Raw genomic sequence first — 25,701 nt, 5'->3', positions numbered from 1 at the left:
GCAGTACTGCGGTCGGCGATCCCGTCGATTCTCACCACGATTCTGCATTTCTCACCCGGCGAGCGGCAGCGCCGGAAGACTGTGGGATTACAGCGACCCGTCAGCGGCTCGCTCACGCACCTCGTCGGCTCGCTCGCGGATCGCCTCCAACTCGGCGTCGTCTTTGCGGTCGACGTGAGAGTACATCAGCCCCATTCGTCCCGTGCCCCGGAGCGTCTCCTCGTTGCGCTTCAGGAAGTCCCAGTAGAGCGCGTTGAACGGACAGGCGTTCTCGCCCGTGGTTTTGGTCTTCGCGTACGGGCACGCCGAGCAGTGGTCGCTCATCTTGTCGACGTAGTTGGCTGACGCGGCGTAGGGCTTCGAGGAGAGCACGTCGGTGCCGAACGACCCCATTCCGACGACGTTCGGCGTCGTCACCCAGTGGTAGGCGTCGACGAAGCCGAGGTGGAACCACTCGTTGAGTTCCGCGGGGTCGACGCCGTACAGCAGCGCGAAGTTCGAGAGCAGCATCAGGCGTTCGATGTGGTGGGCGTACCCGTGGTCGTGGACGTGAGTGACGGCCTCCGAGAGACACTGCATCTCCGTCTCGCCGTCCCAGTACAGCGGCGGCAACGACGCCGTCTGACCGAGTTGGTTCGCCGACCCGAGGTTCGGCATCGCGCGCCGGTAGACGTGGCGCATAAACTCCCGCCAGCCGATCACTTGCCGGACGAACCCTTCGACGCTGTTGAGCGGGGCGTCGCCCGATTCGTAGGCCGCGACGACCGGCTCGACCACCTCGCGCGCCCGGAGCAGGCCAAGATTGAGCGCGGCCGAGAGCAACGAGTGACACAGCGCCCACTCGCCGTCGCGCATCGCGTCCTGGTACGTGCCGAACTCGGGGAGCCGGACCGAGACGAAGTGTTCGAGCGCCCGCGTTGCCGCCTCGCGCGTGACGGGCCAGACGAACTCGTCCATCGCGCCCCAGTGACCGCCGTAGCGGTCGGCGACGAACTGCTGTACCTCGCGCGTCGTCGCGTCCGGTTCGAACCGCGGCACGTCCGGCGGCGTCCACTCGGGCGGCGGCGTTTCCCTGTTGTCCTCGTCGTAGTTCCACGCGCCCCCGACCGGCTCGTCGCCGTCCATCAGGATGCCCGTCTCCCGGCGGACGTGGCGGTACCAGCCTTCCTGTCGGAACGTCTCGTTCTCGTCGCGCTCGCCCGCCCAGTCGTCGAACTGTTCGCGGGAGGTCAGAAACAGGTCGTTCTCGACGAGCGTGAGCGTGCCACCGCGTTCAGAGACTAACTCCCGCCGGCGGTCGTCGGCCCCGTGGCTCGGCGACCGGAGTCCGAGGAGGTCGTCACCGGGATTCACCTCGAAGTAGCGATCGAGTGCGTCGCCGAACGTCTCCGCTTGGAGGTACGTGACGTCGTAGCCGCGGTCCCGAAGGTCGTCGCGGAAGTGCCGCATCGCACTGAAGACGAGCGTGAGCTTCTGGGGGTGGTACGGACGCCGCTCGGCGAACGCGTGCGCTTCGATGAGCAGGACGTGATCCGCGGACCCGAGCGGGGCGGCGTCGGGGTGTAATTGATCGCCGAGGAGCCAAACCGACATCGAACGGAAATTCGATGCCCGACGACAAAGTCGGCACGGCCGTTCCGTCCGATTACAAACTTCGAAAATTGCGACGCGGGCGTCGGTGCTGGCACAGGCTCTGAAGAACGACGGGAAACGGTTCCTCGTCTCTCTTTAGCCGCTCTCGGTCTATCTCAGGGACCGGAGGGGGGGAGGGCAAGAATTTAGACGACGGGCGACGACGTGCGACGTGGATCGCTATGGACGGCGCTACACCCCAAATCCTCGTCGTCGAAGACGAGCCAGACTTGGCGGAACTCTATGCCATCTACCTCTCGGACGTGTACGAGGTTCAGACGGCCACCAACGGCGAGACCGCGCTCGAACTCGTAGACGACGGGATCGACGTCGTCCTCCTCGATCGCCGGATGCCGGATATGACTGGCGACGAGGTTCTCGACGAGATTCGAACCCGTGGCATCAACTCGCAGGTCGCGATGATCACGGCCGTCGAACCCGACACGGACATCCTCGAGATGCCGTTCGACGACTATCTCGTCAAGCCTGTCACACAGGAGGATCTGCACGGGCTCGTCGAGGTACTGCTCCGCCGCGCCGACTACGACGACCGCTCACAGGAGTTCTTCCGGCTCGCCTCGAAGAAAGCCGCATTGGAGTCCGCCCCCGACGTGTCGGTCGGAGAGGTCGACGAATACAAGGAACTGACACAGCGGATGGAAGAGATCAGAGCCGAACTCGACGACACGCTCTCAGATCTGAGCGAGGACGACTTTCGGGACGCCTTCGCGTCGTTCCCGGACATCGACGTCGACGACTCCGCCACGTTCGGGAACGGGGACGTCGACGGCCCGGACTCGTCGCCGTCCTTCTGAGATTGTAGGCCGCTCTGCGCCGCTCTCTTCGAATCAGTCCGCTCTGCGGCTCCCCGGCTGGGGATCGACGTGCGCCGGCGTCATCAGATCTTCGTAGCGCCGCTCGTCGAGCCACTCTAAGAGCTCTACCAACTGCTCCGTCGCCGCCTCGAACAGCCGCGCGCCGATTTCGGCCGTCGCGTCGGTCTGGTCGCCGAACACGCCGTTCTCGGAGTTCTCGACGGCGTCGTAGAACGTTCGCGCGCCGTTCTGCCGGAGATGTTCTGCACTTTCGATGTCGCGAACGCCGCCGTCGCGGGCGGCTTCGAGTTGGTCGTCGCGGACGAGTTCGGGCGCGAGATGCTGAATCATCGCCGTCTCCTTCGGGCCGCCGTGGGGGCCATTCTGCTCAAAGACTTCGTCTACGAGTTCCGGGATCGACTCGTTCCACATCCACTCGACGGCGTAGAGCGTGCCGTCGTCGCGGAGGCGACGCCCGACTTCGCGCAGATGCTCGACGTTGCCGCCGTGGGCGTTGACGTACACGACGCGGTCGATCCCGTGGTACGCGAGGTTTCGCGTCATCGACTCGACGTAGTCGCGGAACTGCGGGGCGTCGACCCACATCGTGCCGTGGAACTGCCGGTGATGCGGGCTGACGCCGACGTTCACCGTCGGCGTGCAGAGAAAGCCCGTCCGGTCGGCGGCCTCGCGAGCCAGCCCCTCCGCGATGAGATGGTCGGTCGCGAGCGGGAGATGGGGACCGTGCTGTTCGGTCGATCCGAGCGGCACGATCGCCACCGACTCCTCGGCGACGTAGTTCCCGAGGTCGGGCCACGTCTGGTCTGCGACGTACATACCGGCCGGACGCGGCGAGGCATCAAGAAAGGTACGGCACGACGAAGGACGGCGACGGAGTTGTCGCGTCCGACAGTGTTACTCGCTCGCCGACGGAGTGCCGATGGCCGCGCCGGCGTCCTCGTCGGGACCCTCCTCGGATCCACGGAGCACGACGACGAACGCTCCCAGGCCGACGAGCAGCACGGCGAACTGGACGAGGCCGCCGAGGATCGGGACGGCTCCCAACAGAGCCACGGCGACGACGCCCACGAGGAGTGCGGCCCACCGGTTCTCGTAGTCGACGAGCGACAGCAGCCACGTGCCGACCACGATAGCCCCGTAGACCGACGTCACCCACAGGAGAAGCCCGAAGACGACGAGCCCGGCCAACGAGAGCGGAATGCCGACGATCGTGATGAGCAAGAGCAGTAGCACGATCGGGACGCCGATCAGCGTCAGGAGCCCGATGCCGCCGCTGCGGAGCGTCTGAGTCCGGCCCGCATCGACGAGCCGTCGGGCGAAGTTCGGTGCGACTACGAGGAGTACCGCGCCGAGCACGAGGTTGACCAGCGTGGAGTAGACCGACCCGACCCAGGCGGGGACCGCCGGGAGGCCAGCACCCCCGCCGGAGCCGAACACGTCGGGACCGGTGACAGAGAGCGACTCGTCGCGGGTGACCTCACCGGAGACGCTCGCACCATCGGCGAGCGTGAAGTTGGCGGCGTCGTAGGTGAGAGACCCGCCGATCGCTGCAGTCGATCCGACAGCGAGTGTGTCCGCGCCGACCCGCGCGTCGCCGTCGATCGCCCCGTCGAGGCGGACGTCGGCCGCGCCGGCTTCGAGCGACCCGCCGACCTGCGAGCCTTCACGGAGCGCTAGCGCCGCCGAACCGACGGTGACGTCGCCGTCGACAGTGCCTTCGATCACGACGCTCCCGGCGGCAGCGTCGAGCGACCCCGTCACGCGACCCGACTCGGTGACGAGCACCGACCCGGCCGCGGTTTCGACGTCGCCGTCGACCGTGCCAGCGATGACGATCGACCCGCCGGCCGCTTCGAGATCGCCGTCGTACGTTTCGCCGGCGTCGACGCGGACGACGCCGCCGACCGATCCGTCTGAGCCCGGCCCGCTCGGACCGAACTGCTGTGCGCTCGCGACCATCGGTAGTCCGCCGAAGACGACGATGGCCGTGAGGAGGAGTACGAGTGTTACACGTGGAGACTGTGACATTCTGCTCACGAGAGGGGACCTCTCACCGAAACGATACGATGGCATCGGCCTTAATTATATTCGAGTGAGATTATTCGGGATTCACCGGTCCCACCTCGCCGCGTGGCTTTTTGCCGGTCCGGTGTGTGCGCTCCGCTATGGAGTACACGACGCTCGGTAATACGGGAACGACCGTCTCGAAGATCTGTCTCGGCTGTATGAGTTTCGGTGACAGCGACTGGCGCGAGTGGGTGCTCGACGAGGAGGACGGGAAGGAACTCGTCGATCGCGCCATCGAACTGGGCGTGAACTTCTTCGACACCGCGAATATGTACTCCCGCGGTGAGTCCGAGCGCGTCCTCGGCGAGGCGCTTTCGGAGTACGACCGCGACGAGTTCGTCGTCGCCTCGAAGGTGTACTTCCAGATGGACGACGACGATCCGAACTCCGGCGGCCTCTCGCGAAAGGCGATCGAGCAGGAACTCGACAACTCCCTCGCGCGACTGGGGATGGACACGCTCGATCTCCTGCAGATCCACCGCTGGGACTACGACACCCCGATCGAACAGACGATGCGGACGCTCGACGACGCCGTCCGGCGGGGCAAGACCAGATACCTGGGCGCGTCGTCGATGTGGGCCCACCAGTTCGCCGAAGCACAGCACACCGCCGACCGACTCGGTTTGACGCCGTTCTCGACGATGCAGAACCACTACAATCTCCTGTACCGGGAGGAAGAGCGCGAGATGCTACCGCTCTGTGAGAAACAGGGCGTCGGCGTCATCCCGTGGTCGCCGCTCGCGCGCGGCCGACTGGCGCGGCCACACGAGGACTCGCGCGCGACGACCCGCGGGGAGACTGACGACTACGCGCACCAGCATCCGTATCTCGACAGCGGCGGCCGCACAGTCAACGAGCGCGTACAGGAACTCGCCGACGAGAAGGGCGTGAAGATGGCCCAAATCGGGCTCGCGTGGCTGTTCGCCGACGACCGGGTCGACGCGCCGATCGTCGGGACGACGAGCGTCGAACACCTCGAAGACGCCGTCGAGGCGCTGTCGATCGACCTCTCGGATTCGGACATCGAGTACCTCGAAGAGCCCTACGAGCCCGTCCGCGTCTCCGGGCACGAGTAACTCACTCGGACGCATCGCTCACGATCGTCCGTCCCCCGCCCCCGGCGTCGTCCGATCTGGCGATTCGCCACACCGCCCGCCCGGCGACGAGTGCGATCGCGACCTCCGATGACCCGACGAGGAGGAACGACGCCAGGAATCCCGCTGTCGACGTCGTCAGTCCACCGAGGAGGAACCCGGCGAGAAATCCCAGACTTCCGAACACGTTGAATCCGCCGAGCGCCGCGCCCCGCGTCTCCGGCGCGGCGACGTCCGTCACGAGCGCCATCGTCGCCGGCGCGACCAGCGCGCCGAGGGCGCCGACGGCGACCATCGCGAGGACAGCCAGTTCGACGCCGGGCGCGATGCCGACGGCGACGATCCCGAGCCCATAACATATCGACCCGACGGTCACTGGAATCGCCCGTCCGACGCGGTCCGAGAGGATGCCCGCGGGGTACTGCAGGAGCGCGAACGGGACGAAGAAGGCCGCGAGCGCGAGGCCGGCGCCGGCGGCGTCGAGACCGAACGATTCCCGAAAGTAATAGACGCCCACGAGCGCGAAGAAGCCGGCCGTCATCCGGTCGATGAAGCCGAAGGTGTAGGGAACGGCCAGTATCGGGCGGTCCTTGAGCCGTTTGAGCGCGTCGCCGACGCGGATCCGACCCGCTCCCGGCAGTTCCTCGGAGATTGTTATGAACAGGATCGCGACCGCGACGAGCGTCGCCGCCGCGGCGTACAGCGGGTACAGCGGGTCGGCGTCGGCGAGACGGCCACCGAAGACGGAGCCGAGTGCCGCGCCGAGACCGATCGCGATGCCGGCCGCGCCCATATTCCGACCGTTGCCGCCGGAGAGGTCCGCCAGGGCGGTGATCGCGAGCGAGAACGCGCCGATCGTCGCCGCGCCGCCGACGAGACGAACGAGGAGGACACCCGCGAACGGGATTCCCAGCGTCGGTGCGGCCGCGAGAAGCAGATAGCCGGCCGCGCCGCCGAGTGCGCCGGCCGCGGCCAGCGGCATCCGTCGCCCGAGGGCGTCGCTCGCGGCCCCCCAGACGCTGGCGAAGGTGACGAACGCGGCGAACTCCGCGACGAGGAACCACATCCCGGCGCGGATTTCTCCCCCGCCACCGAGTGCGGTGACGATGTCCTCGACGCCGGGGTACAGAAACACCTGCGAGACAAGCACCCCCCAGACTCCGATGGCGAGCCGAATTCGTGTCTCGCGACGGGTCACGGGACCCTTTTTGCTGTCCCGATAAATATCCGCGTCGCTTTCGGAACCACAGCAGGTAGCCGACGCTGCCGCTGGTCGCACACACTGTGCGCCATCAGAACCCACTTTGCCGTCAGGGATCTACTGACTCGTATGGTAGACGGGCGGGGCGACCGGACGCGTCGCGACGTGCTGAAAGCAGCCGTCGCCGTCGGCGGCGCGGCGGCGCTGTCGGCGTGTCTCGAGCGCACAGCGGAACCGGTGCCAGCCGGCACCGACCAGTTTTCGTCGCTGCCGGAGCGACAGCACGCGTGGAACGACCGCGTCCGGACTGACGAACACGGAAACACGCTGCTTCCCAGGCATCAACTGTTGCTGTATCTGACCCTTCCGGGCGAGGGGCCGCCGGACGAGGCCGACAGAGCGACCGTCGAGACAGCCCTACAGACGCTCGATCGGGCGTACGAACGGAGCAGCGAGGGACTGCTGTACTCGATCGCGTACTCACCGCGGTACTTCGGTCGGTTCGAAGACGACCTCCCCGACTCGATCGACCTCCCCGAGCCCCGAGCCCTCTCGTCGTTCGAGACGCCGACGCTGGACCGGCAGGACGCGTTGCTTCACCTCGCCTCAGACCGTGCGGACGTCGTCCTCGCCGCCGAGGAAGCGCTGACGGGCAACGAAGACACCGCGAACGACATCGCCGTCGAGGAGACTCTCACGGACGTCTTCGAGGTTTCAGACCGCCGGTCCGGATTCGTCGGTGCAGGGATGCCCGCGGACCGACAGGACGGGCTGGCGGGCATCCCGTCGTCGAATCCGGTTCCGAAGGAGTCACCGCTTTTTATGGGCTTCATTGCGGGGTTCAAGCAGAACCAGGCGACCGAAGACTACGTCACGCTCTCGCAGGGTCCCTTCGCTGGTGGGACCACGAAACACGTATCGAACCTCCGGATGCGTCTCGACGACTGGTACGAGGAGCAGTCCTTCGAACAGCGCGTGGCGGAGATGTTCTCGCCGGTGCACGCCGAGTGCGACCTAGTCGAGGGCGTCGGCGCGAACCTCGGCGACGACAGCGGCGTCACGGCGGAGATGATCGACGACATCGAAGACCACGCCCGACAGTTCGCCCGCGTCGGCCACGCCCAGAAAGCCGCGCGTGCGAACCGCGAAGCGGACGGGACGCCGCGAACGCTCAGACGACACTTCGAGTCGACCGACGACGACGAGGCGGGGCTACACTTCCCCAGTCTGCAACGAGAGATATCGACGTTCGAGGAGGTTCGCAGGGCGATGAACGGGACGGACCTCACCGAGATTCCGACGATCAGACAGCGCGTGAACAATGGGATTCTCGAATACGTGTTCGTGAAGCGCCGCGGTAACTTCCTGGTGCCACCGCGGTCGCTTCGCGCGCTTCCGACGCCGAGCGGTACGACGCCCGGACTCGACTGAGTTCAGTTTCCAGAGAGGCGGCCCGATCAGCCGAGTTGGCTGTCGATGGCGCCGCTGACGCGTTCCCAGCCGTAGTTGTCGAGGAGTTGCCCGTTCACGTAGACGGCCGGCGTTCCGGGGACGCCTCGTTCGGATCCGGTCTCTCGGTCCGCTTCGACGACCGGACGGTAGGACTCCTGGTCTGCGGCCGCGGCGACCGTACAGCCGTCGACACCGAGGTCGGATGCGATGTCGTGAACGACCTGGTAGCCGTCGTCGCTGAGGCGACCCTGATTCTCGTAGACGCGCTCGGTGAAGGTGAAGAACGTCTCGGCGTCACTCCGATCCTGCACCGCGCGCGCAGCAGAGGCCGCGAGCCACGACCAGTTGCTCACCGGGATCGGGTAGTCGAAAAATCGGAACTGGACGTCGCCGGCGTCGACGTAGTTCGACTTGATCTTCGGAGCGACAGACAGCGTAAACTCCTGACAGTGCGGGCAGGTGAAGTCCTCGAAGACGTCGACGGTGACGGGGGCGTCTTCGGGGCCGAGTGCGGGGCGCGGCAGCGACGAGACTGTGTCGAGGTTGCCGACGTCACACCCTTCTGGAAGCGCACTCCCACCGGAGCCGCCGAGACAGCCGGCTGTCGCGCCGAGCGTCGTCACTCCACCGACCGCAGCGAGATAGGACCGCCGTGTCGTTCGCATACCGGATCGCACGGCTCGCCGACATATATATAGTACCGTTTGCGGAAGGCGCGGTTCCGGTGAGCGCGGCTCGGCGACTCCGCGTTCGGAACCAGTCGATTTTTCACCCGCGCGCGCGGCTCTCCGGTATGGAGTTCGAAGAGGACGACAGCGTGGTACTGCGCGACAAGCACAGCGAATTCGACGGCGAGGTCGGCACGATCACGCAGGTCGTCGAGACGATGTTCGGCGACGCGACCTACACCGTCAGCTTCGAAGACGGTCAGGAAGTCGGCATCTCCGCCGACCAGCTCGAAGCCGCGGACGAAGACGAAGAGTAACGGGAGTTTTTCCCCGCCGCAGCGCGAAGCGTCGCTAATGCCCCGAATTCCGTTTCACTACGTCGATCTGCGGACTTTCTGCTATGAGACCGAAGACGACAAGCGAGTCGAGAGCGCGCTCCGGACCTTCCTCCCCGAGGAGTTCGAGGTGACCCGCACCGAGAGCACCGGTCACCACGGCGACCGAATCATCGTTTTCTCGGCTCGCGTGGAGAACGCCGACGACGTCCGCCACGTCCTCGCGAAGTTGTCCGAGCTGTCGGACTTCGACGCGCTACTAGAGGAGCTCGACGACCGCGTCACCGAGAACACCGAGCTGTTCCTGCGATTGGACAAACAGGCGGCGTTCCGCGGCGACGTCCGACGCGGCAACGGGATCACGCTGCGGGCGAAGGTGGAAGCCTACCCCGCTACGAAGGAAGCGGCAGTCGAGAACGCCCGGGAAGCGCTCTCTGAGGCCGACGACCTCTCGTAGCACGGCAGTCGTGGCACTTGCACGTAGCGCGTCGCCGACGGACGCGGTCGGACGCTACGCGATTGGAGTAGCGAACAGGTAGCACTGGCCGACCACAGGGCGATGTGCTACACAACTGCGGTGCGCCCTGCGACAGGAGTCAACGCATAGGCTGCGTGGTCCCGTCTTCGTATATAAATTCTCCCGCGGGAGAACGCACCGTCTGCCGTCGCCGCCGACTCAATTGTCCGTCCACTTGATCGAGCAGCCCTGCGAGGGGGTCTCTGCGAGCGGAACGTCCTCACCCGCGAGAAGTGCTTCGACGGCCTCGCGCATCTCGTGACGGCTCGGCTCTTCGTCGGGGCTCATCGCGTTGTCGATGCGTGAGTGGAAGGCGAGTCGGAACGTATCGCCGTCGCGCTCGAAGAGGAATGGATCGGGCGTGCAGACGGCGCCGTACGCGTGCGCGACCTCCTGTGACTCGTCGCGGAGGTACGCGGTGTATTCGATTTCGCCCGCGTCGACACGTTCTTGCATCCGTTCGAGGGAGTCGTCGGGATACTCCGCGGCGTCGTTCGGGTTGATTCCGACGACGGCGAGGTCGTCGTACGCGCTCGCGAGGTGATTCAGCTCGTCGACCTTCGCCTCGGCGTACGGGCAGTGATTGCAGGTGAAGACGACGAGCAGCGCCTCATAGTCGTCGAAATCCGAGAGCGTGTACGTTTCCCCGTCGGCACCGGGGAGTTCGAACGTCGGTGCCTCCTCGCCGTGCGACAGTTCCGAATCGGATTCGACTAGAACCATATAGCCGAGGTAGAGGGCTGTCGACAAAAGACGTTGTCCGTTGCGGCAGGTCGGTGTGCAGCCTCGCGGCCGGCCGGTTCACTCGACGCTGACCAGATACACCGCCACGAGCGCGAGGCCGATCCCGAGCAGCTTCCGCCCCGTCAGCGATTCGTTCAGGAACACGATGCCGAGCGCCGAGCTGATAGGGAGTATCGTAAGTCCTCATAGATTTCTCGCCGGACGGTGAGGCGAGAATCTCCGAACAGTTACGATACTCCCTATATGAACCGGAACGGGCTCAATCGCCATCGGCGCCGGCGGCCGCACCGGGAGCCGCGAACGACGCGTCGCGGACGATGCGGAGCCCGAGAGCGAGCGAGAGGACGCCGAGGGCGGAGACGAGCCCGAATGAGACTGTGAGACCGGCCACGTCGACGAGATAGCCGAAGACGGGCGGGGCGACGACGCCGCCCAGCGAGATACCGATCGTGACGAGCGCGAAGTTCTTCCCCAGGTCCGCGCGCCGCGAGAGCCGATCGGCGAGCGTCGAGCGCGCCGGGCGGGAGAAGCTGATGCTCCCGCTCAAGAGTAGCACGATGCCGACCGCTGCTAACGGGAGCGAGAGCGTCGCCAGCAGCGCGGCGACGACGACGAGCGCGGCGTATCCGCCGACGACGATCGGCCCGGCGCCGACGCGGTCGGTGAGGCCGCCACCGGCGAGGATCAGCCCCGCACCGACGACGAGCATCGCCGACGTGAGCGCGCTCGCGGTCCCCCCAGGGAGGCCGTAGCCACGCACGAGCAGGCTTGGCGTGTAGGTCCGGATCGCCCACGCGGCCGCAGAGGTGAGAAACGCGAGCACTGTGAGCCCCAAGATCCCGCCCGAGGAGGCGAGCGTCCGGAACAGCGCGCGAATCCGACCCGGAACGGAGCGCAGCGTGGGACGTTCGTCGGGGCGCTCCGCCAGCCCCGGCCGGGTGATCTCGTCGTCGACGCCGCGGAAGCGGAGCAGGCAGTAGGCGGCGAAGACCGCGCCGACGACGGCGACGACTCCGATCGCGACGCGCCAGGACAGATCCAGCGCCGTCGTCCCGGCGACGACGGCGTATGGGGCGGCGAGCCCGACCGACCCGCCGAAGGCGTGGGCGCTGTAGGCTCGTCCGCGGTTCTCGTCGGTCGAGACAGCCGCGAGCAGCGGATAGTGAGCGGGGTGATGGCCGGCGACGCCGATTCCGAGCACGAGCTGGGCGGCGAGCAGCCACGCGTAGGACGTCGCGAGCGCGGTGAGGGCCGCCCCGAGGGTGCCCACGACGAGCGAGATTCCAAGCACGAGCGTCCGGCTGTAGGCGTCGGAGACGTACCCCATCGGAAGCTGGAGGAGGAGAACGACCGCGTTCTGCACCCCGATCGCGAGCCCGATGGCGGCGATGCTCACGTCGAAGCGGGCGGCGAGCACGCCGACGAGCGGCGCGAGCATCACCAGATAGGAGTGGTTCACGAAATGCGAGCCAGTGACGAGAGCGACGACCCGGCGGTCCTGTGCGTCGGTCACACCGGGACGTCACCACCCGAGCGAAATATAGCCGCCGGAAGCGGCCCGTCGCGGCCGGTTCGTACATCGGCGCGTTACCGCTGTCGTCGCTGCTTCGTGCGCCGCCACCCTCACCGCCGTCTTCGCTGCCGCCCGCGGCGGTCCTGCTGCCGCCAAACCTCGGCGAAGGACTCGAAGAAGTCCGCGCCAGTGTCGACGACGACGTGATCGGCGCGGAGCGTTCGGGCTCGCGCGGCGACGTCGTCGACGTGCTCTGAGAGCCGGTCGCGGTACGCCTCGGCGGTCGAGCCGGCGAAGTACGCGCGCTGGGTCGTCCCCGTCTCGGGATCTTCGAAGACGGTGTCGCCGGCGACGTCGGGGTCACGTTCCTCGGGTGCGACCACGTGGACGAGGAACACGTCGTTGTGTCCGAGCGCGGCGATCCCGTCTTCGATCGCCTCGGGATCGTCGAGAAAGTCGCTCACGACCACGACGAGCGAGCGCGAGTGGATCGTCCGCCCGTACGCCTCCAGCGCGTCGGTGAAGTCGGTCCGGCCGTCGGGTTCGATCGCGTTCACGGCGTCGAGCAGGCGGAGGAGTTCGCCACGCGTAGACCGGCCGCGGTCGAGGCGGTCGACGCCCGTGCCGAGCGCCGAGAACCGGAACGAATCGTGCTGTGTGGCCGCGAAGTACGCGAAGGCGAGGCCAAATCGGGCCGCGAACTCGAATTTGTTGGCCGCGCCCTCGCCGAAGTCCATCGAGGCCGAGGTGTCGAGGAGAACGTGGACCGTGAGGTTGCGTTCGGCCTCGTACTGCTTGATGAAGTACTCGTCCGTTCGGGCGTAGACGCGCCAGTCCACGAGCCGAACGTCGTCGCCGGGCGTGTACCGGCGATAGTCGCTGAACGTCAGCCCCTCACCGACGTTCGACGAGCGTTGTGTGCCCTGTTGTCGGGCGTCGGTCTCGCGCCGCAGCGCCACCTCCAGACGGGCCAGTTCGTCGAGGAACGCGGGCTCGATAGGCATCGTTACAACAGGTCTGCGACGACGTCGTCGGCGCCCACACCTTCGCGCTCGGCCCGGAAGTCGACGATGAGGCGGTGTCGGAGCACCGGATGCGCCATCGCCTCGACGTCCTCCCAGGAGACGTGCGAGCGGCCGTCGAGGAACGCGCGCGCCTTCGCGGCGAGGACGAGACCCATACTGGCCCGGGGGCTCGCGCCGAACTCGACGTCTTCAGCGGCCCGCGTCGAGCGCACGAGGTCGATCACGTCGTCGCGGATGTCGTCGGCGATGGGGACCTGTCGGGTCAACTGCTGGGCCCGCTGGAGTTGGTCGCGCGAGAGGACGCGCTCTACCGTCGGATCGGGTGCGCCCGTGGTGTACCGGTCGACGATCTCGCGCTCCTCGTCGCGGCTCGGGTAGTCGACGAGGATCTTGAGTAGGAAGCGGTCGGTCTGCGCCTCCGGAAGCGGATAGGTCCCCTCCTGGTCGATGGGATTCTGCGTGGCGAGCACGAAGAACGGACGCGGCAGTTCGCGCGTCTCGCCGGCGGTCGTCACCTGCTTCTCCTGCATCGCCTCTAAGAGCGCCGCCTGCGTCTTCGGCGTCGCGCGGTTGATCTCGTCGGCGAGGACGATGTTCGCGAAGACCGGCCCGCGCTCGAAGACGAATTCCCGCTCGCCGTTGACTTCCCGGATGATTTCGGTCCCGGTGATGTCGGCCGGCATCAGATCCGGCGTGTTCTGGATGCGCGAGAACGACAGGTCGGTCGCCTCGGCGATCGTCCGAACGAGCGTCGTCTTCCCGAGGCCGGGGTTGCTCTCGATCAGGCTGTTCCCGTCGCAGAGCAGACAGACGAGCAGTTGCTCGACGACGTCGGACTGCCCGACGATTCGCTTTGCGACCTCCTCGCGGAGGGCGGCGAGTCTGCGCTGAATCTGTTCGATCTCCTCGTTTGTTCCGTTCATCGTAGTAGGTTCAGATTAGGTCTGGGCGGCTGCGCCCTCGTCATCCTCGTCGAACTCCCTGATCCGCAGATTGTACTCCCGGACGAGTTCGGCATCCTCGATCTGCTCGGCGCCGGTGAAGCCGGCCTGCTGGCTGTCGAACTCGCCGCTCCCGCCCCCGCCGACGTAGCCGCCCGACGGCCCCGTCGGACCGTCGCCGGTTCCGTCGCCGGTTCCGGGAACGGTGATGTTCTCCAGTTCGTCGCCGGCCCGAACGTCCTCGGGGTCGCCGAGGATCTGATCGCCGTCCTGCAGGTCGTCGTCGTCGGGCGGCGTGAGCTGTCCGTCGCCGTCGCCACCCGGACCGAGAAGGCCGCCGAGGTCGGGGTCCACGATGGCGACCTGTACGCTCGCGAGGCTCACGAGGACGATCAAGAGCGCGGTAACGGCGACACGGCGGGTCGCGACGAGTTCGAAGCTCGACGTCTCGCCGAGCGTCTCGATCACGTCGTCGTAGAGGCGACGCGCCATCGCGGTGTCGGCGTCATCGCCGACAGCGTCGCGGGCGGTCCGCAGTGCCTCCCGAACCTGGGGGTTGGCCGTCTCGAACTGCTCGACGAGCGGGCGACGGAGCCGCAGCGCCGACTCCACGGCGAAGGCGACGACGCCGACCACGACGGCGAGAAGCGAGGCAGCGTGAATAGATCGCGGGGCGACGTCGCCGAGCAACGGGAGGGCGCGGAGCGCTTCGACGACGACCGTCGGGAGACCGAACGCGGTCGCGAGCCACGACGGCTCGAAGAGTGCGAAGGCGAGATTCGCAAGAACCGCGAGGAGTGCGGCGTCGACGGCGGCCTGGAGGAGTGCCGCCTTCTGCACCTCGCGTCTGACTTCGTCGAGCGCTTCCCGTACGCGATCCGTCGCGGCGGCGGTTCCGGTTTCGGCGGCAGGTTCCGCGTCCCCGTCACGCCCGTCTGCGTCCGCTGTTCGAGCGCCGAAGCCCGGATCGGCGTCGAACGTCAGGTCGTCGGCGTCGGCGTCGCCCCGCGCATCGTCGCCGTCGTCGGGCCACTCCCCGTTTCGTTCCTCGGCCGAACCGAGCCACTCCTCGACGGGGTCGTCGTCGCCGCTAGACATTTTCACACTCCTGTGGGACTGTCTCGTTCGCCTGCTGCCACTGCTGGCACACTGCGCGTAGATCCTCCCGATACGCGTCGCGCTCGTCGCGGGCCGTCGACAGTTGGCTCTGTAGCTCCTCGATTCTGTTTTCCAACTCCGACACCCGCGACTGCAACGACTGAATCCGGTCGCGGGCCGAGCGCAGATCCTCGCGGAGCTGTTCGTTCTGCGCTCTGAGTTGGTCGTTCTGTGCCGCCACCTCGGAGACGCCGGACTGATAGAGCGCCGTCACTCCGACGGTCCCGGCGGCGAGGACGAGGAGGGCGGCGACGAGCACGAGGTTCAGGCGACGGCCGACGAAACTCACGGGAGGCCTCCGTCCGACGTGGTATCGCGGCGACGAACTTGAAGCCGCCGGTAGCTCACTTCGGCCGTGAAGACGAGTAGGCCGAGGAGTAACGGGAGCCACGTCCAGTCGGTCCGAACGGGCCGGATGCCACGGGCGCGCTCGGTGGCGAAGCGAGCGATCTGTTCGCCCTGCCCCGCAGTGAACTCCCGGCCGCCGGTGTCCTCGGCGAGCGATTCCAAGGCCGGGTCGGGACCGAAGGCAGCGTACTCGCGGGCGTAGTCGGCGGCGTAGGTCGCATCGAGTATCTGGAAGTAGCCCGTGCTGTCGGGCGTCACCGTCGCCTGGAACGTCTCTTCGCCGACGCGCCGGAACGCGATGCCGTCAACCGCGGGGCGGTCGGCGCCGCGATAGGTCACGGTCGTCGGCTCGCCGACGCGCGTGTCGGGGATACCCGTGACGCCGGTCGCCTTCCGCTCGGGATCGCCGATAGCGTAGTTCGTCGTCCGGGTCACGAGCAGGGAGTCGGGTTCGCGGAGCAGACCGCCGAGCGTGCCGTCGTCGTCGTGCGCGGTGATCGTGGCCACGCGGCCCAGCCCGTAGCGCCACGTCGCGAGCGCGGGCTGGCCGGTGTCGCCGGCGACGAGGAAGTCCGCGCCGCGGCGGACGGACACGTCGTTGAACGCGTCGGGATCGGCTGTCAGCGTGACGCCGGAGGTGATGAACGTTCCACGGTCGATGACGATGAGTCCGGAGCCGCCGGGCGCGCCCGTACCGCCGAAGAGGATGCCGAGCCGAGTCGTCTCGGTCGCCCGGAAGTAGCTTCCTCCGCCGGCGCCGGCGATGGTCCGCAGCGTGCGCTCGTTGATAGTTTCGCCCGCGCCGACGGTGACAACCTGGATCCCGCGTTCGGAGAGTTGTCGGGCGACGCTCGCGGCCTCGTCTGGGTTGTCGTGGCCGTCGCTGATGAGGATGACCGTCCCGACGCGGTCGCCGAGGAGTTCGCCGCCGCCATCGACCCCGGCGGCGATGTCGGTCGCGCCCCCGGCGCGAAGCCGTCGGATCTTGTCCTGAAGCTCCTGGCGGTTCTGCGACAGCGGTTCGACCTCGGAGACGCGGTACGCCTGGTAGTTGAAGCCGACGAGCCCGACTTCGTTCTCGTCGCCGAGTTGGTCGAGCACCGAGAGCGCGGTCGCCTTCTGGATCCGCATTCCCTCCTGGGCGCTCCCCGAAACGTCGACCGAGAGGACGATGTTGGTCGATCGGGGTTCGCCCTCGCCGACCGAGACGGGAAGCATCGACGCGAGATTCGACCCCCGGTAGCCGCCGCTCTCGAAGGAGTTGGTACCGCCGACGACGAGCAGGCCGCCGCCGTCGATGACGAACTCCTGGAGGCGGTCGACGTTCCCGATCTCGTCGGCGGGGGTGTCCTGCACGACCACCGCGTAGTACGGAGAGAGGTCCTCCGGCACGCGCTCGGCCGTCTCGACGTCGTACAGGCGGTCGAGATAGTCGCGGAAGGGGTACTCGCCCGGCGAGACGTAGAGGATCTCCGGGCGCTCGACCACCCGGACCGTCTTCCGGCTGACGTCGTTCTCGACGAACCGATCGGTGACGTCGATCTCCGCGGTCACGGTGTGGCTGCCGGTGGACTCGAAGGTGTGGTTGAACACCACTGGCGCGGGCACGTCGTTCACTGCCCGTTCGAGCACCTGTTCGCCGTCGACCGAGACCGTGAGGGTCGCGGTGGTGTTCCCGCCGACGCCGTCGACCCGGGCGACGAATCGGTTCTGGACGCCGAGGCTGGCTTTCTCGGGCCCCTCGATCGTCACGTACCGTTCTCGCGTTCGGGGTTCCATCGAGACGGTCGAGACCGTCGCGTTGGCCGAGCGCGCGAGTTCGGCCGCCTGTTGGAGCGACTGCCCACTCGTCACCCGCCCGTCGCTGAGGAGGACGAGACTCCCGTTCTCGCGGATGTTTGCCGCGACGGCGTCGCCGACGGGTGAGGAGTCGGCCGCGCCGACTGGGACCTGTCTGACCGAGACACCCGCGGATTCGATCGACTCCGCGAGCCGGTTTTCGACGTTCGGCGTGACGGCCATACTGTCTGACTGGTCGACGAGCATCGTCACCCGCGGCTCGCCGGTCGTCAGTTTCGATTGGGTCGTGTAGGGACCGGCCGCCGAGAGCACGACGAGCGCGACGACGGCGAGCCGTGCGGCGAGGAACCACCGTCGCGAGTCCTCCGAAGCCGTCCCAGACGCGTCGCGGAAGACGAGCGCCCAGAGCGTGAGTGCCGCAATCGGGAACGCGAGGAGGTACGCAGGGCGCGCGAGACCGACGGAGAGTCCCTCGATCAGTTCGACCGACAGTTCAAGCAGTGTGGCCGTGGCGGGATCGAGCAGGATGGCCGTCGGCACGAGTGCCCCGAGCGCGACCATCAGAGATCACCCCGCCGGCGGAGGAACGCCACCTCGCCGATCGCGACGGCGACGATGCCGAGTGCGACGAGTTCCGTCAGCGGGTCGGGAGCCGTCCGTTCCTCCTCCCGCGTGGTCGGCCCGCCGCCCGCTGTTGCGTTGACAGTCGACGCCGACACGTCGGACTCGCCAGGATCGAGCAGTGAGGCGCTGTATCGGACTCCGTCGGCGGTATAGAACCCCGCGTCGGTCGCCTCGACGCTCGACGCGGTCACCTCGCCGCGCGGCGTCTGGACCGTCGTCTCGTTGCCGAGCCTGATCCGCTCGCCCGTCTCCCGGTTGAGTTCCGAGAGCGATTCTCGGCCGGCGAGCGCGTAGACGCTCCGCTTCCAAAAAATCGGATACTCGAAGTCGTATTTGAACGCCGAGGCGGCTTCGACGTAGCCGTAGTAGAGCACGCGCCCGCCGCCCTGGCTGTCGCGGGCGATGATCGGCGTTCCTTCCGTGGTCGAGACCAGCGCACGCCCCGCGCGGAGGTCACCCTGGACGTACCGCTCCGGCGGCGGGAACGTGATGTCACGGGTAAGTTCGTCGTCCGCAGGCGTCCTCAGCGTCGGATTCGATCCCACGCCGCTGGGCGAGACGAGCAGCAGATCGCCGTAGGCGTCGACCGGCATCGACTCCTGTGCCTGGATACCGACGCCACCGCCTGCCGCGAGCGCGTCGCGGCCCGCGGCGACGTGCGAATCTCGGAGTTGCCCGGCGGCGACGTTGCTGTAGAGCACCACGTCGTAGGCGTCCGCGGGCGGCGACGGAACTGGCGACGGTGGCTCGACGACCGTCAGCTCGACGGGATCGACGAGCGAGAGCGCGGTCGTGAGATAGCGATTCCGGTCGTTCGTCACGAGCAGCACGTCGACGGTGGCGTCCGAGGGCGCGGCGACGTACGCGACGTCGTCGGTCGGGAAGGGATCGCCGGGCGAAAGCCGTATCTCACCGCCGCCCGCCGGGACCGGGAACGTGAGGCTGCGGACGTCGCCGGGGGCCAGCGAGACCTGTGTCGTCTCCCCGCCGAGCGATACCTGTCGAGTCGCGTTCGCTGTGCCGAAGTTCTGCACGGAAACGGTCACCTGCTCGCCCGAGAAGCGCCGGTCGACGATGCCGACGTTGTTCGTCCCGCCCGCTGCGAACTGCCGCAAGTCGACCGTCAGGCCGCGAGCGCGCGCCGCCTGCACGGCCGACTCCCAGTCGGTGTCACCGGCGAAGTCGCTGACGACGACGACGCGAGCGTTCTCCCCGGCGACGCTCGTCGCCCGCGAGATCGCGGTTCGGAGGTCGCCTGGCGCGCCCGTCGGACGGAGTGAGGAGAGGACTCCCTCGGCGTCGGCGGCGCTGCCGCTGCGTAACGCGATCGAGGCGTCGCCGTCGGCGACGACGATCGACGTGGTCGAGGTGGTCGCTTCCTGGGCGCTGTCGACCGCCCGGTCGAATCGTGTCACTCCATCCGACTGGACGTTCATACTCCCGGTTGCGTCGACGACGAGCACCGTCTCCTCGACGGTCTCCGACTGCGACGTCGAGACGTACGGCGTCGCGAGCGCCGTCGCAAACAGGAGTATCGCCAAGAGCTGCAACAGCAAGAGCGCACTCCGCTTCAGTCGTTCGAAGAGGGGCGTCGACGACGACGTCCCCGCCGAGTCGGTCAGGAACCGGACCGTCGGCAGCGTCACTCGGCGCGGGTCCGGGCGTACCAGATACAGGAGGATCACGGGGACGGCCGCGAGGAGGGCGGCGAGTCCGAGCGGGGAGAGAAAGACGTCAGAGAGGGCCATCGTCACAGAGGCGGTCCGCCGGGGTATTGGGCCTTTCCCACCCGCCGTGCTCGACCCGTGTCACGACCACGGAGTGTGAGTGAGACTTTAATTCGCGGCATTTGGTACCATATACGGAGAGCAAACCCTTTCAACGGGGACCGCATCGAACCGTCTATGGAAGCGAAGCGGGAACTGCTCGACCTGTTGCTGAGTGACGCTCGCCAGAGCACGGACGACATCGCGCGACAACTCGGTGTGGACGCAGCAACGGTCGAAGCACTGGTCGACGAACTGGAGTCCGAGGGGGCGATTCGCGGCTACCAGGCGGTCGTCGACTGGGATAGCGTGGGCGAAGAACACGTCCGCGCGGAGGTCGAGTTGAACGTCGAACTCGACCGCGAAACCGGCTACGAGGAGATCGCCCGGCGCATCGCGAAGTTCCCGGAAGTGTCATCGCTGCGGCTCATCTCCGGCAGTTACGACTTCGCAGTCGACGTCGAGGGCGAGTCGATGCACGACGTCTCGAACTTCGTCTCCGAACAGATCGCGCCGATCCCCGAAGTCACCCAGACGGTGACGCACTTCGTGATGACGACGTACAAAGAACGCGGCGTCTACTTCGGCGACGGCGACGACGACGATCGACTCTCGATCTCGCCATGACCGAGGGGACACACAGCCCGCTCTCGAAGCGGGCCCGAGAGACGCCGCCGTCGGGAATCCGCCGGTTCTTCGAACTCGCCGAGGAGATGGACGACATCGTCTCTCTGGGCGTCGGTGAGCCCGACTTCTCAGCCCCCTGGGCCGCCCGTTCCGCCGCGATCGATTCGCTGGAGCGCGGTCGCACCTCTTACACGGCCAACCGGGGCCGTAAGGACCTCCGCGAGCGGATCGCAGAGCACGTGACGCGCTACGACCTCTCCTACGAGCCCGACGAGGAGATCCTCGTCACGGCGGGCGCGAGCGAGGCGGTCGACCTCGCGATGCGTGCGCTCGTCGATCCCGGCGACACGGTGGCTGTCCCACAGCCGTCGTACATCTCGTACGGCCCGACGGTGACGTTCGCCGGCGGCGAGGCGCTCCCCGTGCAGACACGCGCGGAGAACGACTTCGTCCTCACCTACGAGGACCTCGAACGCGCCGGGGCCGCAGACGCGGACACGCTCGTCCTCTGTTACCCGAACAATCCGACGGGCGCGGTGATGACGCGCGAAGAACTCACAGAAGTCGCCGAGTTCGCCCGCGAGCACGATCTGGTCGTGCTGTCCGATGAAATCTACGCGGCGCTCCGTTACGAGGACGAGCACGTCTCGATCGCGACGCTCCCCGGGATGCGCGAGCGGACGGTCGTGTTCAACGGCTTCTCGAAGGCCTACGCGATGACTGGGATGCGCTTGGGGTACGCCCTCGGCCCAGCGGAGATCATCGACGCGATGAACCGCATCCACCAGTACACGATGTTATCCGCGCCGACGACGGCGCAGTTCGCCGCGATCGAGGCGCTCGAGTCCTGCGACGACGCCGTCGAGGAGATGCGCCAGGAGTTCGACCGTCGGCGCAAGTTCGTCATCTCCCGCTTCAACGAACTCGGGATGGACTGCTTCGAGGCGAAAGGCGCGTTCTACGTCTTCCCGAAGTGTCCGCCGGGCTGGGAGGACGACGAAGCGTTCGCGGAGGCGCTCATTCGAGAGAAGCGCGTCGCGCTCGTCCCGGGACGCGTCTTCGGCGAGGGCGGGAACGGACATCTCCGCGTCTCGTATGCGTCCGGGATGAGCGAACTGAAGGAAGCGCTGAACCGGATCGAGTCGTTCGTCGAGTCGAACTAATAGGGGCTACGTAACTGTTCGGAGACTCTCCCCGTATCGTCCGGCGAGAAGCCTATGGAGACGTACGATAATCCCGATAACCTGACAGACGTTTCATATCACAAAGTATTACTTTAGTGGCGGTTTTGTGTGCAGACGAATGCACACAGGAGGCGGCCCCGACGGGACAGACGTCGGTGCCACTGTGGGCGTCGCGACCGCACTCGACGATCTGAAGTCAAACGGTAGCGCGCTTTTGATCGTCGGGTCCGTGCCCGATGAGGTCTACGCTCGTCTGTCCGGGTGTATGCTCGGCGACGAGGACGCGGCGGACCGGCGTCGCGTCGTCGTCGAACGGGGGGCGAGCCCAGACGCCCGATTCGAAGACGTCGAGCGCTGGACGCCGGAGTGGACGCGAATCCTTCGATGGGACGTCGCCGCGCGACGCTCGACGACAGCCAACGGACAGAGAGCCACGCATCCGGGTGCGCGGGCCGGCCCGTCCTCGAATTCCCGCGACGAACCGGCGCCGATGGGCCACCTGCCGGACGTCGACTCGACGCCCGGGATCTACGTCGGCGAACGTGGGTACGCGGGCGCCTCCGTGACGGCCGAAGGATCGATCGCCGAACTCGGAGTCGCGATCGGCGAGGCGATCGAACAGCTCGATTCGGTCGCCGGCGGTCTCGACCCCGCCGAGTTGCGCGTCGCGTTCGACTGCGTGGCCCCCCTACTGTCCGAGTACGACGAACAGACGGTGTTCCGTTTCCTGCACATCCTCGCGAACGACGTCCGGACGGTCGACGGGATGGCACACGTTCGGCTGCCGGAACCTCTCGAATCCGAGACGACCCGACTCCTTGCGCCCCTGTTCGACGCCGTCGTCGAGTTGCGGCTCGACGGCACGACGCCACAGCAGCGCTGGCACTTCCGAGACGCCAACGTCTCCTCGGAGTGGCTGCCGATCGATCCACAGTCGTAGCCGTCTCTGCCAGCGGGACATAGAACCCACACGGGCCGTCGATCACCAGTACGCTTTTTGCTTCGTGCGTGATGTATTGTCACAATGGAAGGGTTTGGGCGCCGTAGGGGGCCGGAGTCGGACGCTGTCGCTCCGGTTGGGGACGACCACCTCCAGATCGAGTTCGATTCACCGGCCGATCAGACGGGCGTCGTCGTCTCCGATCCGATCGAACGGAGCCGATTCGTGCTCTCGACGCCGGAGGAGGTTCAACTACGGACGGCCGACCCCGACGCGTTTCAGTTCCCCGCCGACGAAGCAGTAACCGTTCGGACTGACGGACTCGAGTTAGAGACCGTCGTCTCGGTCTGTGTCCGGGACGGATCCGGCGAGATGTTGGGACAGATCGAACACTTCGCGGAACAGACGTTCCCGGCGGGAACCTACAGCGTCGAGTTGTTCGCGCCAATTAAACTGTATTTACGAGTCGATGCACCGCTTCGGGTCGTCTCCGATGCAACCCGGACACGGCTCGAATTCGAGTCGGAGACCGACGTGCTCGTCGGCGCACGATCGCATCACAAGCGTCCCGCGGCGACGATTCGGACGACGGATCACCCCCGAGACGCGATGCGTGCGGTCTCGCTTCTCGGGTCGGCGCTGAAGACGACGACCGTGGAGCGCTCCTATCCCACGCTCCGCGGGCATCCACCCCTCATCGAACGCGGCTCTCAGTTCGAGGCCCCAGACGGTCTCGAACCACCCGAGACGGGCGTTCGGCTGGAACTCCCCGAGACGCACCGGCACGTCTACGTCGCCGCGCCGCTGGCGTACTATCTCGGCGCGGAGGTAGTGCCGGGAGCGTCGCCGCGAATCGTGACCGAGGGCGGGTTCGCGTACGACCTCGACGGTCTCGACGGGTTCGAGAAGTCCGTCGAGCGGGTCCTCAAACAGACCTTCTTCCTCGACTGTCTCACGCGTACCGAGGGTTACTACCAGGTCGATCTCCACGAGCGACGGACGCTCGAATCGACGCTGGATCTGGACTTCGCCGATCTGTACGACCGTTCGATCGGCGAGCAGCTCGAAGCGTACCTGCGTGTCCCCTACGAGACGATCGAGCCGCACCTCCCGGAGTGGAAACTCACCGCTCACGTCACGCCGAACGCTCCGAACGTCGAACTCCTGCCGTTCGTCGCGAACGACCTGGCGGTAGTGACGACGCCGGCGACCCAGCCGACCAGCGGATCGTCCGTTCAGGCGAACGCCGTCGACGACTTCCTCCGCAGAACCGCGACGCCGCCGTCGCCGAGCACTGCACCAGCAGCCGGCGAATTCACGCGAAGTGCGGGCACGCGGAGTCAGCAAGTCGGCCCCGACGAGAGCAAACAAACGTACGTACAACCTCCGGAGACGGACTCGCTCGAACAGGCGTGGCTCGGGCCGGGGATTCCGATCGGTGCGAGTAAGGCGTCGCTGCAGGCGTATCGCAATCGGTTGTCCCGCGACCCAATCGAGGGCGACATCGGAATCACCGTCGTCTGCAACGATCCGAAGATGGCCGAAGAGCGGGACGCGGTCGAGTCAGTGTATGGATCCCGCGACGAACTCCCCTTCGAGGTGCGCACGCACTACGAACTCACTGTGGAAGAACTCAGATCCGTGCTCGCCGAAGAGACGGAGTTCTTGCACTACATCGGACACATCGACGAAGACGGATTCCAGTGCCCAGACGGCGCGCTCGACGTCACGACGATCGATTCGCTCGGCGTCGACTCGTTCCTGCTCAACGCGTGTCAATCGTACGAACAGGGAATGGAACTCATCGAACGCGGGGCGATCGCCGGGATCGTCACGCTGAACGACGTGGTCAACAGCGGCGCCGTCGACATCGGTCGAAGCCTGGCGCGACTGTTGAACTACGGCTTCCCGATCCGGATTTCGTTGGAGATCGCTCGCAAGGACAGTTACATCGGCAGCGACTACATCGTGGTCGGAGACGGGAGTTTCTCTGTAACTCAAGTTCAGGGAGCACTCCCGAATATGTGCAAAATAACGCGTTCAGACTCGGGCTTTATCGTCGATTATCGAACGTACCCGTCCGCGGAGTACGAACTCGGTAGTATGGTCGTTCCGTACATACCTGATAACGAGACCTACTATCTATCGTCAGGAACTGCGGATACGTTCGAGCTAACAGAGATGGAACTCGATGACTTTCTTTCGCTCGAGAATATTCCGACGTTAATCGACGGGTCGTTGCGGTGGAGCGAGAACTTGTCGACTGATTCGTTCTAATTACGGACCGGAAATTGCCCCGTGGTTTGCGCCCGCTGCGACCGCGCCAGCCTGCGAGAGCAGGAGCACGGCGGTGAACAGGACGCCCATCGCGCGGGGGTGGTCAGCTAGGTACTGTGCGACAGCGTTGGTGTCATCGTCGGACATGACGATTAGTCCATCAGCGCGGTTTAAAATAAAATTTTCTGACACTTTCTGATATGATATTATCTTATTTTAGTTGTATTTGTATATACAAAAAGGCAGACAACGACGAGAGAACCTCTCGAACCCGTCGCGCCGCTCGAAGCGGAAAAGAGTAGAAAAGAAGCGAAATCGCAGCTGACCTGTCGTTACTCGGACTGTTCGACGTCGGCGTCGGCGGGCTCGACGTCGAAGTCGTCGCCGAGGTCGCGGTACATCGCCGTCATATCGTGCTCGTCGTCGAATTCGACGAGTGCCTGATCGAGCTGCGAGCGGAGTTCGTCGACGCGGTCCGAGAGTTTCTGGTACTCCTCGTGCTCTTCGAGCGTCGCGGCGTCTTTCTCGGACTCCAGGATGGCTTTCTTAGAGGCCAGCGAGAACAGTTCCTGGATGCCGTCGTCGTAGGTGTTGCGAAGCAGGAGATTCTCGACCGTCTCTTTGAGCGACTCACGCGAGACGGGCTTGACGAGGTAGTCGTCGAATCCCATCTTGACGATGTCGAAGTCGGGTTCGACGGCGGTGACCATCGCGACCCGGCATTCGACCCCTCGGTCGCGGATCGCCTCTAGTGCTTCGTCACCCGAGAGATCCGGCATCCGGCGGTCGAGGAGGACGACGTCGACTTCGTCGTCGAGTTCGTCGAGGGCCTCACGTCCCCCGTAGGCGACGCGGACGCGATAGTCGTCTCTCAGCCACGTTGCGTACAGGTCGGCGAGATCTGGCTCGTCTTCGACGACGAGCACTAGCGGCAGGTCAGCGCTCATTGGTA

At 66.3% G+C, this 25,701-nt stretch carries 24 protein-coding genes; 9 read left to right on the top strand and 15 right to left on the bottom strand.

Going from position 1 to position 25,701, the window contains the following annotated elements:
• Positions 1-87: 87 nt before the first annotated feature.
• Entirely contained in the window at positions 88-1,593 is a 1,506-nt protein-coding gene (locus NO347_RS03350; RefSeq protein WP_256288250.1) for a cryptochrome/photolyase family protein, read from the bottom strand.
• A 221-nt stretch (positions 1,594-1,814) separates the two neighbouring features.
• Between NO347_RS03350 and NO347_RS03345 the strand changes: the two genes are divergently transcribed.
• A complete protein-coding gene (locus tag NO347_RS03345) occupies positions 1,815-2,447 on the top strand; it encodes a response regulator transcription factor (protein WP_121568325.1) in 633 nt (210 codons plus the stop codon).
• 33 nt (positions 2,448-2,480) lie between these two features.
• On the opposite strand, the gene NO347_RS03340 is transcribed toward NO347_RS03345, so the two are convergent.
• Both NO347_RS03340 and NO347_RS03335 read right to left on the bottom strand, forming a co-directional pair.
• Positions 2,481-3,284, bottom strand: coding sequence for a creatininase family protein (locus NO347_RS03340; RefSeq protein WP_256288249.1), 804 nt, complete (start codon positions 3,282-3,284; stop codon positions 2,481-2,483).
• A gap of 78 nt (positions 3,285-3,362) precedes the next feature.
• A complete protein-coding gene (locus NO347_RS03335; RefSeq protein WP_256288248.1) occupies positions 3,363-4,496 on the bottom strand; it encodes a bactofilin family protein in 1,134 nt (377 codons plus the stop codon).
• Between the two features lie 137 nt (positions 4,497-4,633).
• Between NO347_RS03335 and NO347_RS03330 the strand changes: the two genes are divergently transcribed.
• Complete coding sequence (locus NO347_RS03330; protein ID WP_256288247.1) at positions 4,634-5,611, top strand: aldo/keto reductase; 978 nt, start codon at positions 4,634-4,636, stop codon at positions 5,609-5,611.
• A gap of 1 nt (position 5,612) precedes the next feature.
• Here NO347_RS03330 and NO347_RS03325 read toward each other — a convergent pair whose 3' ends face one another.
• Positions 5,613-6,827: an MFS transporter gene (locus NO347_RS03325; protein ID WP_256288246.1), complete on the bottom strand. Its 1,215-nt coding sequence runs from the start codon at positions 6,825-6,827 to the stop codon at positions 5,613-5,615.
• Between the two features lie 132 nt (positions 6,828-6,959).
• Between NO347_RS03325 and NO347_RS03320 the strand changes: the two genes are divergently transcribed.
• Positions 6,960-8,261 carry a DUF7405 family protein gene (locus tag NO347_RS03320; RefSeq protein ID WP_256288245.1) on the top strand — a complete coding sequence of 434 codons (1,302 nt, stop codon included), beginning with the start codon at positions 6,960-6,962 and terminating at the stop codon, positions 8,259-8,261.
• A gap of 26 nt (positions 8,262-8,287) precedes the next feature.
• Here NO347_RS03320 and NO347_RS03315 read toward each other — a convergent pair whose 3' ends face one another.
• Positions 8,288-8,947 (bottom strand): DsbA family protein, encoded by a 660-nt coding sequence (locus NO347_RS03315; RefSeq protein WP_256288244.1) that lies wholly within the window; start codon positions 8,945-8,947, stop codon positions 8,288-8,290.
• Positions 8,948-9,075: 128 nt separating this feature from the next.
• Here NO347_RS03315 and NO347_RS03310 point away from each other — a divergent pair, with 128 nt between their 5' ends.
• Complete coding sequence (locus tag NO347_RS03310) at positions 9,076-9,267, top strand: DUF1918 domain-containing protein (RefSeq protein ID WP_121568318.1); 192 nt, start codon at positions 9,076-9,078, stop codon at positions 9,265-9,267.
• A 37-nt stretch (positions 9,268-9,304) separates the two neighbouring features.
• Positions 9,305-9,742 (top strand): RNA-binding protein, encoded by a 438-nt coding sequence (locus NO347_RS03305; RefSeq protein ID WP_256288243.1) that lies wholly within the window; start codon positions 9,305-9,307, stop codon positions 9,740-9,742.
• A gap of 219 nt (positions 9,743-9,961) precedes the next feature.
• Here NO347_RS03305 and NO347_RS03300 read toward each other — a convergent pair whose 3' ends face one another.
• The 8 genes from NO347_RS03300 to NO347_RS03265 all read right to left on the bottom strand — a co-directional run bounded on the left by NO347_RS03300 (position 9,962) and on the right by NO347_RS03265 (position 19,703).
• Positions 9,962-10,525, bottom strand: coding sequence for a thioredoxin family protein (locus NO347_RS03300; RefSeq protein WP_256288242.1), 564 nt, complete (start codon positions 10,523-10,525; stop codon positions 9,962-9,964).
• A gap of 280 nt (positions 10,526-10,805) precedes the next feature.
• A complete protein-coding gene (locus NO347_RS03295) occupies positions 10,806-12,059 on the bottom strand; it encodes an MFS transporter (RefSeq protein WP_256288241.1) in 1,254 nt (417 codons plus the stop codon).
• Positions 12,060-12,169: 110 nt separating this feature from the next.
• Entirely contained in the window at positions 12,170-13,063 is an 894-nt protein-coding gene (locus NO347_RS03290; RefSeq protein ID WP_256288240.1) for a DUF58 domain-containing protein, read from the bottom strand.
• A gap of 2 nt (positions 13,064-13,065) precedes the next feature.
• Entirely contained in the window at positions 13,066-14,007 is a 942-nt protein-coding gene (locus tag NO347_RS03285) for an AAA family ATPase (protein WP_256288239.1), read from the bottom strand.
• A 15-nt stretch (positions 14,008-14,022) separates the two neighbouring features.
• Positions 14,023-15,123 (bottom strand): DUF7502 family protein, encoded by a 1,101-nt coding sequence (locus NO347_RS03280; protein ID WP_256288238.1) that lies wholly within the window; start codon positions 15,121-15,123, stop codon positions 14,023-14,025.
• Complete coding sequence (locus NO347_RS03275) at positions 15,116-15,472, bottom strand: coiled-coil domain-containing protein (RefSeq protein ID WP_256288237.1); 357 nt, start codon at positions 15,470-15,472, stop codon at positions 15,116-15,118. The genes NO347_RS03280 and NO347_RS03275 overlap by 8 nt, the downstream gene beginning before the upstream one ends.
• Positions 15,469-17,892 (bottom strand): vWA domain-containing protein, encoded by a 2,424-nt coding sequence (locus NO347_RS03270; RefSeq protein ID WP_256288236.1) that lies wholly within the window; start codon positions 17,890-17,892, stop codon positions 15,469-15,471. The genes NO347_RS03275 and NO347_RS03270 overlap by 4 nt, the downstream gene beginning before the upstream one ends.
• Positions 17,892-19,703 (bottom strand): vWA domain-containing protein, encoded by a 1,812-nt coding sequence (locus NO347_RS03265; protein ID WP_256288235.1) that lies wholly within the window; start codon positions 19,701-19,703, stop codon positions 17,892-17,894. The genes NO347_RS03270 and NO347_RS03265 overlap by 1 nt, the downstream gene beginning before the upstream one ends.
• Positions 19,704-19,859: 156 nt before the next feature.
• On the opposite strand from NO347_RS03265, the gene NO347_RS03260 reads away from it, so the two are divergent.
• The 4 genes from NO347_RS03260 to NO347_RS03245 all read left to right on the top strand — a co-directional run bounded on the left by NO347_RS03260 (position 19,860) and on the right by NO347_RS03245 (position 24,749).
• Positions 19,860-20,348 carry an Lrp/AsnC family transcriptional regulator gene (locus NO347_RS03260; RefSeq protein ID WP_121568308.1) on the top strand — a complete coding sequence of 163 codons (489 nt, stop codon included), beginning with the start codon at positions 19,860-19,862 and terminating at the stop codon, positions 20,346-20,348.
• Complete coding sequence (locus tag NO347_RS03255; RefSeq protein WP_256288234.1) at positions 20,345-21,511, top strand: pyridoxal phosphate-dependent aminotransferase; 1,167 nt, start codon at positions 20,345-20,347, stop codon at positions 21,509-21,511. The genes NO347_RS03260 and NO347_RS03255 overlap by 4 nt, the downstream gene beginning before the upstream one ends.
• Before the next feature lie 139 nt (positions 21,512-21,650).
• Positions 21,651-22,472, top strand: a complete 822-nt coding sequence (locus NO347_RS03250; RefSeq protein WP_256288233.1) for a DUF7504 family protein — start codon at positions 21,651-21,653, stop codon at positions 22,470-22,472.
• An 84-nt stretch (positions 22,473-22,556) separates the two neighbouring features.
• Positions 22,557-24,749: a hypothetical protein gene (locus tag NO347_RS03245; RefSeq protein ID WP_256288232.1), complete on the top strand. Its 2,193-nt coding sequence runs from the start codon at positions 22,557-22,559 to the stop codon at positions 24,747-24,749.
• Here the strand turns inward: NO347_RS03245 and NO347_RS03240 are convergent, their stop codons facing one another.
• Together NO347_RS03240 and NO347_RS03235 are read right to left on the bottom strand one after the other, a co-directional pair.
• The gene (locus NO347_RS03240) at positions 24,750-24,896 is read right to left on the bottom strand and encodes a DUF7503 family protein (RefSeq protein WP_256288231.1); all 147 of its coding nucleotides are present in this window, start codon (positions 24,894-24,896) and stop codon (positions 24,750-24,752) included.
• Positions 24,897-25,081: 185 nt separating this feature from the next.
• A complete protein-coding gene (locus tag NO347_RS03235; protein ID WP_256288230.1) occupies positions 25,082-25,696 on the bottom strand; it encodes a response regulator transcription factor in 615 nt (204 codons plus the stop codon).
• Positions 25,697-25,701: the final 5 nt, after the last annotated feature.

This window comes from Halobellus inordinatus (genome assembly GCF_024464655.1).
Taxonomy (GTDB): Archaea; Halobacteriota; Halobacteria; order Halobacteriales; family Haloferacaceae; genus Haloquadratum; species Haloquadratum inordinatus.
The sequence above is the reverse complement of the archived record's forward strand: the minus strand, read 5'-3'. Positions and strand labels throughout refer to the sequence as shown.

Bases quoted from the DNA above. Each gene is read 5' to 3' on its own strand.
- NO347_RS03345 (WP_121568325.1), top strand. From the start codon at position 1,815: ATGGACGGCGCTACACCCCAAATCCTCGTCGTCGAAGACGAGCCAGAC.
- NO347_RS03305 (WP_256288243.1), top strand. From the start codon at position 9,305: ATGCCCCGAATTCCGTTTCACTACGTCGATCTGCGGACTTTCTGCTAT.
- NO347_RS03280 (WP_256288238.1), bottom strand. From the start codon at position 15,123: ATGTCTAGCGGCGACGACGACCCCGTCGAGGAGTGGCTCGGTTCGGCC.
- NO347_RS03255 (WP_256288234.1), top strand. From the start codon at position 20,345: ATGACCGAGGGGACACACAGCCCGCTCTCGAAGCGGGCCCGAGAGACG.
- NO347_RS03315 (WP_256288244.1), bottom strand. From the start codon at position 8,947: ATGCGAACGACACGGCGGTCCTATCTCGCTGCGGTCGGTGGAGTGACG.
- NO347_RS03285 (WP_256288239.1), bottom strand. From the start codon at position 14,007: ATGAACGGAACAAACGAGGAGATCGAACAGATTCAGCGCAGACTCGCC.
- NO347_RS03320 (WP_256288245.1), top strand. From the start codon at position 6,960: ATGGTAGACGGGCGGGGCGACCGGACGCGTCGCGACGTGCTGAAAGCA.
- NO347_RS03270 (WP_256288236.1), bottom strand. From the start codon at position 17,892: ATGGTCGCGCTCGGGGCACTCGTGCCGACGGCCATCCTGCTCGATCCC.
- NO347_RS03260 (WP_121568308.1), top strand. From the start codon at position 19,860: ATGGAAGCGAAGCGGGAACTGCTCGACCTGTTGCTGAGTGACGCTCGC.
- NO347_RS03330 (WP_256288247.1), top strand. From the start codon at position 4,634: ATGGAGTACACGACGCTCGGTAATACGGGAACGACCGTCTCGAAGATC.
- NO347_RS03245 (WP_256288232.1), top strand. From the start codon at position 22,557: ATGGAAGGGTTTGGGCGCCGTAGGGGGCCGGAGTCGGACGCTGTCGCT.
- NO347_RS03350 (WP_256288250.1), bottom strand. From the start codon at position 1,593: ATGTCGGTTTGGCTCCTCGGCGATCAATTACACCCCGACGCCGCCCCG.
- NO347_RS03290 (WP_256288240.1), bottom strand. From the start codon at position 13,063: ATGCCTATCGAGCCCGCGTTCCTCGACGAACTGGCCCGTCTGGAGGTG.
- NO347_RS03310 (WP_121568318.1), top strand. From the start codon at position 9,076: ATGGAGTTCGAAGAGGACGACAGCGTGGTACTGCGCGACAAGCACAGC.
- NO347_RS03240 (WP_256288231.1), bottom strand. From the start codon at position 24,896: ATGTCCGACGATGACACCAACGCTGTCGCACAGTACCTAGCTGACCAC.
- NO347_RS03235 (WP_256288230.1), bottom strand. From the start codon at position 25,696: ATGAGCGCTGACCTGCCGCTAGTGCTCGTCGTCGAAGACGAGCCAGAT.
- NO347_RS03340 (WP_256288249.1), bottom strand. From the start codon at position 3,284: ATGTACGTCGCAGACCAGACGTGGCCCGACCTCGGGAACTACGTCGCC.
- NO347_RS03300 (WP_256288242.1), bottom strand. From the start codon at position 10,525: ATGGTTCTAGTCGAATCCGATTCGGAACTGTCGCACGGCGAGGAGGCA.
- NO347_RS03335 (WP_256288248.1), bottom strand. From the start codon at position 4,496: ATGTCACAGTCTCCACGTGTAACACTCGTACTCCTCCTCACGGCCATC.
- NO347_RS03265 (WP_256288235.1), bottom strand. From the start codon at position 19,703: ATGGCCCTCTCTGACGTCTTTCTCTCCCCGCTCGGACTCGCCGCCCTC.
- NO347_RS03250 (WP_256288233.1), top strand. From the start codon at position 21,651: ATGCACACAGGAGGCGGCCCCGACGGGACAGACGTCGGTGCCACTGTG.